Annotated in this window: 5 protein-coding genes; 2 read left to right on the top strand and 3 right to left on the bottom strand. The window is 63.8% G+C overall.

Features of this window, described 5'->3' with window-relative positions; genetic code table 11:
* The 3 genes from EOA22_RS24330 to cysG all read right to left on the bottom strand — a co-directional run.
* The coding region (locus EOA22_RS24330) for a nitrite/sulfite reductase (protein WP_164755778.1) at positions 1-1,560 on the bottom strand (1,560 nt) is incomplete at its 3' end.
* A gap of 43 nt (positions 1,561-1,603) precedes the next feature.
* Positions 1,604-1,897 carry a DUF2849 domain-containing protein gene (locus tag EOA22_RS24325; RefSeq protein WP_013529562.1) on the bottom strand — a complete coding sequence of 98 codons (294 nt, stop codon included), beginning with the start codon at positions 1,895-1,897 and terminating at the stop codon, positions 1,604-1,606.
* Positions 1,894-3,345, bottom strand: a complete 1,452-nt coding sequence (gene cysG, locus EOA22_RS24320; protein ID WP_024502841.1) for a siroheme synthase CysG — start codon at positions 3,343-3,345, stop codon at positions 1,894-1,896. Before cysG ends, EOA22_RS24325 begins: the two co-directional genes overlap by 4 nt.
* 421 nt (positions 3,346-3,766) lie before the next feature.
* Between cysG and EOA22_RS24315 the strand changes: the two genes are divergently transcribed.
* Positions 3,767-4,216 carry a host attachment family protein gene (locus tag EOA22_RS24315; protein ID WP_013529560.1) on the top strand — a complete coding sequence of 150 codons (450 nt, stop codon included), beginning with the start codon at positions 3,767-3,769 and terminating at the stop codon, positions 4,214-4,216.
* A 219-nt stretch (positions 4,217-4,435) separates the two neighbouring features.
* A partial coding sequence (locus EOA22_RS24310) for a cation:proton antiporter (protein WP_206521331.1) occupies positions 4,436-4,850 on the top strand: 415 nt, incomplete at its 3' end.

Raw genomic sequence — 4,850 nt, 5'->3', positions numbered from 1 at the left:
GGTCTCGACGATCTGTTCGATGGCGTCGGTGATCTCTTCCGAAGAGAAGCCGCGGCCGATGATCTCGCCGACCGAGGTGTTCTCGTCGGCCGAGCCGCCCAGCGTCACCTGATAGAGTTCGGAGCCCTTCTTCTCGACGCCGAGGATGCCGATGTGGCCGACATGGTGATGACCGCAGGCGTTGATGCAGCCGGAGATCTTCAGCTTCAGTTCGCCGATCTCGCGCTGCCGCTCAAGCGAGGCGAAGCGGCGCGAGATTTCCTGCGCGATTGGGATCGAGCGCGCCGTGGCCAGCGCGCAGTAGTCGAGGCCCGGGCAAGCGATGATGTCCGATATCAGGTTGGAATTGGCCGTCGCCAGGCCGATGCCGACCAGCGCATCATAGACCGCCTTGAGGTCGGCGCGGGCCACATGCGGCAGGATCAGGTTCTGCTCATGGCTGACACGCAGCTCGTCAAAGCCATATGTCTCGGCGATGCCGGCGATTGCGTCCATCTGGCTGTCCGAGGCGTCGCCAGGCACCTCGCCGATGCCCTTCAGCGAGATCGTCACAGCCGCATAATCGGGATGGCGGTGCGTCACGACATTCTGGTCGAGCCACTCCGAGAACCCCTTGGAATCGAGCCGCGCCAGCTTGACCGCCTGGTCGCCTTCCGGCCGCTCAGCGAGTGCCGGTGGCGCGAAATAGGCCTCGATGGCGCGGATATCGGCTTCCGGCAGCTTCAGCTGGGCGTCTTTCAACTCTTGCCACTCGGCCTCGATTTGGCGGGTGATCTCCTCGACCCCGGTCTCATGGACGAGGATCTTGATGCGCGCCTTGTACTTGTTGTCGCGGCGGCCATAGAGGTTGTAAACGCGCAGGATCGCCGTGCAGTAGGACAAAAGGTCGGCTTCCGGCAGGAAGTCGCGGATTTTGCGGGCAACCATTGGCGTGCGGCCCTGGCCGCCGCCGATATAGACGGCGAAACCGAGTTCGCCGGCGGCGTTCTTCCTCAGGTGCAGGCCGATGTCGTGGGTCTGGATGGCGGCGCGGTCGCGCTCGGCCCCCGTCACCGCGATCTTGAATTTGCGCGGCAGGAACGAGAATTCCGGATGCACCGATGACCACTGGCGCAGGATTTCCGCGTAGGGACGCGGATCGGCGACCTCGTCGGCGGCAGCGCCGGCGAAGTGGTCGGCGGTGACGTTGCGAATGCAATTGCCGCTGGTCTGGATGGCGTGCATCTCGACGCTTGCGAGATCGGCCAGGATCGCCGGAATGTCCGACAGCGCCGGCCAGTTGAACTGGATGTTCTGGCGCGTGGTGAAATGGCCGTAGCCCTTGTCGTATTTGCGGGCGATGTGGCCGAGCATGCGCAGCTGCTTGCCGTTCAGCGTGCCATAGGGCACCGCGATGCGCAGCATGTAGGCATGCAGCTGCAGATAGACGCCGTTCATCAGCCTCAATGGCCGGAACTGGTCCTCGGTGATCTCGCCGGCAAGACGGCGCTGCACCTGGTCGCTGAACTCGGCGACGCGGGCCTGGACAAAATCGTGGTCGAACTCATCGTAACGGTACATGCTTGGTCTTTCAGGGCGCGTCCGCCCATGCCTGGTGTCTTGGTTATGCTGCCCGCGCAGCCTGCTTGCCGAGATCGTTGCGGATGGTCGGGCCGGCGGCGCGGATCTTCTCGCGCAGCCGCACCGGTTGGACGACGCCGTTGACGACTTCGGCGTCGATCAAATTGACGTCGACCACTTCGTTGGCGGCATAGGCCTTGGCGCCGATCGCCTCGAGCCTGTCATCGGCTGCCTTGTCATGGGCGAGGTCGGCATGATCCACCGTCTCGGCCCAGCCGCCATCGGCGTACCAGACGGCGATGCCGTCGGTGAGGCGGTTGGCGGTCAGTATCTTCATTGCTGAACTCCTTCGGCGACCGAACTGGACGCGCCTTCATGCCTGTGTGCCGCCAGCGGCTCGGACCGTTCAAAGTTGGCGCCGGCGACCGCATCGCCGATGATGGTCATGACTGGGCCGGAAAGATCGGCGCGCGCTTCCAGCGACGGCAGGTCGGCAAGCGTGCCGTGGAAGCGCCGCCGGTTGGCGAGGCTGGCATTCTCGACCACGGCCACCGCAGTGTCCGGCGACAGGCCGGCCTCGATCAGCCGTCCGGCAACCTCGGCCGCCACCGAGCGGCCCATATAGACGGCGACGGTAGCGCCGGAAATCGCGAGCTTGGCCCAGTCGGGCAGCGAATTGCCCTTGAGGTCGTGGCCGGTGGTGAACACCATCGACGAGGAGACACCGCGCAAGGTCAGCGGCAGTTCGAAATCGGCGGCGGCGGCAAAGGCCGCGGTGACGCCCGGGACCACCTCATAGGCGATGCCGGCGTCGCGAAGTGCCGCCATCTCTTCGCCGGCCCGGCCGAACACCAGCGGATCGCCAGACTTCAGCCGCACGACACGCTTGCCTTCACGGCCAAGCTCGACCAGCAGCGCATTGATCTCAGCCTGGCTCTTGGTGTGGCAGCCCTTGCGCTTTCCGACCGGCAGGCGCTCGGCATCGCGGCGACCCATGGCAACGACCGCCTCGGGCACAAGGGCGTCATGGACGATGACATCGGCTTCCATCAGCAGACGATGGGCTCGCAAGGTCAATAGATCCTCGGCGCCCGGACCGGCGCCAACCAGCGCGATGTGACCGCAAGCGGGCGTGTTCGACAGCAGAAGATCGACGGCGGCGTCATGCGCCTGCGAAAGCTGGCCGGCTTCAGCCGCGCGCGCAGGAGCGCCAGCGAAGAAATCATTCCAGAAGCGGCGGCGGGCATTGCCTCTCGGCAGCAGCTTCTCGGCAGCCCCGCGAAACGAAGCCGCAAGAATTGCCAGCGGCCCGAGCGACGGCGACAGCATGCGGTCGATGCGGCCGCGCAACATTTGGGCAAGCACCGGGCCTGCACCCTCGGTGCCGATGGCGATGGCCACCGGCGCGCGGTTGACCAGCGCCGGGGTGAAGAAATCGCAAAGCTCAGGCCGATCGACGGCATTGACCGGAATGCCTAGGCGGCGCGCATCCGCGGCCACCCGGCGGTCGAGTTCCTCGTCGCCGCTGGCGGCAAACACCATGACCGCGCCTTCGAGCTGCGACGCCTCGTAAGCCGCGGCAAAATGAGTCGCGCCGGCCTGGGCGACGAAGGCGAGCAGGTCGGGCTCGGCGTGTTCCGCGACGATCCGCAGGAGCGCGCTCGACTGTCCGATCAGCCGCGCCTTGGCCAGCGCCTCTTCGCCGCCCCCGACGATGGCCACAGCTTCGCCCTCAACCCGCATGAACACGGGGAAGGCGTTGAGCTTGGGAGCAGTGTGCGACATGGACGCGAGCGGAATCCTCAATGAGCTTGCAGTTCTACGCGCGAGCGCGAGAAACCAGAAGGAACGCACTCGCGCATCCCTTATCGGGATGCAATTGCTTTTCTGAAAGCATCCCGGCCAAGAGAAAAATATTTCTCATTTACAGATAGAGCGGATTCAAGCTTCTGTCGCAGGCCTTGATTTGTGGCTCTTTTAGCGCCCGGCGAGAAAAGCCGCAAAACTGTTTTTTCTAAATTCTACCAAGTTAGTAGATTAAAGTCGCGACCTCGGGATAGCCAGAATGTCCAACGCCGACGTGGCTGCCGACTGGAACATTACCGGCTCGAGGTGCGTTCTCAAAAGGCCCGTCATGTCGGATCGAAATCCGGCTGCGGAATGCCAACTAAAGGTCGCCACGCGGCTAAAAAGGAGCCCTGTCATCATGAACACAATCATACTCAAGCACGGTATCTGGGTGATCGTGGCCGATGGCGAGAAGGCGCTTTTCCTCAGGAACGCCGGTGACAACAAATATCCGAATCTCGAGGTGGTGCAGGAAATGCAGCAGGACAACCCGCCCACCCGCGAGCAAGGCAGTGACAGCCCCGGCCGATACAGTGATGGTCCCTCCGTACACCGCAGCGCAGTCGAGGATACGGACTGGCACCGCATCGGCAAGGAGCGTTTTGCCGATGAAATCGCCGCCCGGCTCTACAAGCTCGCGCATGACGGCGAGTTCAGCGAGATCGTGCTCGTCGCGCCGCCGGTGGTGCTTGGGACAATGCGCAAAAAGCTGCACAAGGAGGTCGGGGACAAGGTGACCGCCGAAATTCCCAAGACATTGACCAACCATGCCATACCGGAAATCGAGGCCTTGCTGCGGGCAGCCTGATCATCGATCGGCCCTGACGAATCGAGACGAATAGCTCCGCACAAATTCCGATCCGGCCGGCAGCTTTCTCAGCTGCCGGTCAAATTTTCGCGGCAGCGCCGTCGATTTCACGGCTTTGCGGGTTGCATCGCCGACATACCATCCACCATATTGCAAACAGGCGGCGGCCTTGGGCGGCGCTCATCCAACATCGCTGACTTGAAAGGCGCTCCATAGACAATGCCGCATGACACGCCCCTTATCGCCACCATCGTCGCCGGTCTGGGGCTGGCTTTCGTCTTCGGGGCTCTCGCCAACCGCTTCCGCATTCCGCCCCTGGTCGGTTATCTCATAGCCGGCGTGCTGGTCGGGCCGAACACGCCCGGCTTCGTCGCCGATGCCGGGCTTGCCAACGAACTGGCCGAAATCGGCGTCATCTTGCTGATGTTCGGCGTCGGGCTGCACTTCTCGCTCAAGGATCTGCTGTCGGTGCGTGCCATCGCCGTGCCGGGCGCCATCGTCCAGATCGGCTTTGCCACCGCGCTTGGCGCTGGTCTTGCCTGGATGCTCGGCTGGTCGATGGGCGCGGGGCTGGTGTTCGGCCTGGCGTTGTCGGTCGCCTCGACCGTGGTGCTGCTGCGTGCCCTGCAGGAAC

This window comes from Mesorhizobium sp. M7A.F.Ca.US.014.04.1.1, from assembly GCF_003998745.1.
GTDB lineage: Bacteria > Pseudomonadota > Alphaproteobacteria > Rhizobiales > Rhizobiaceae > Mesorhizobium > Mesorhizobium ciceri.
This window is presented reverse-complemented; position numbering and strand designations above follow the sequence as displayed.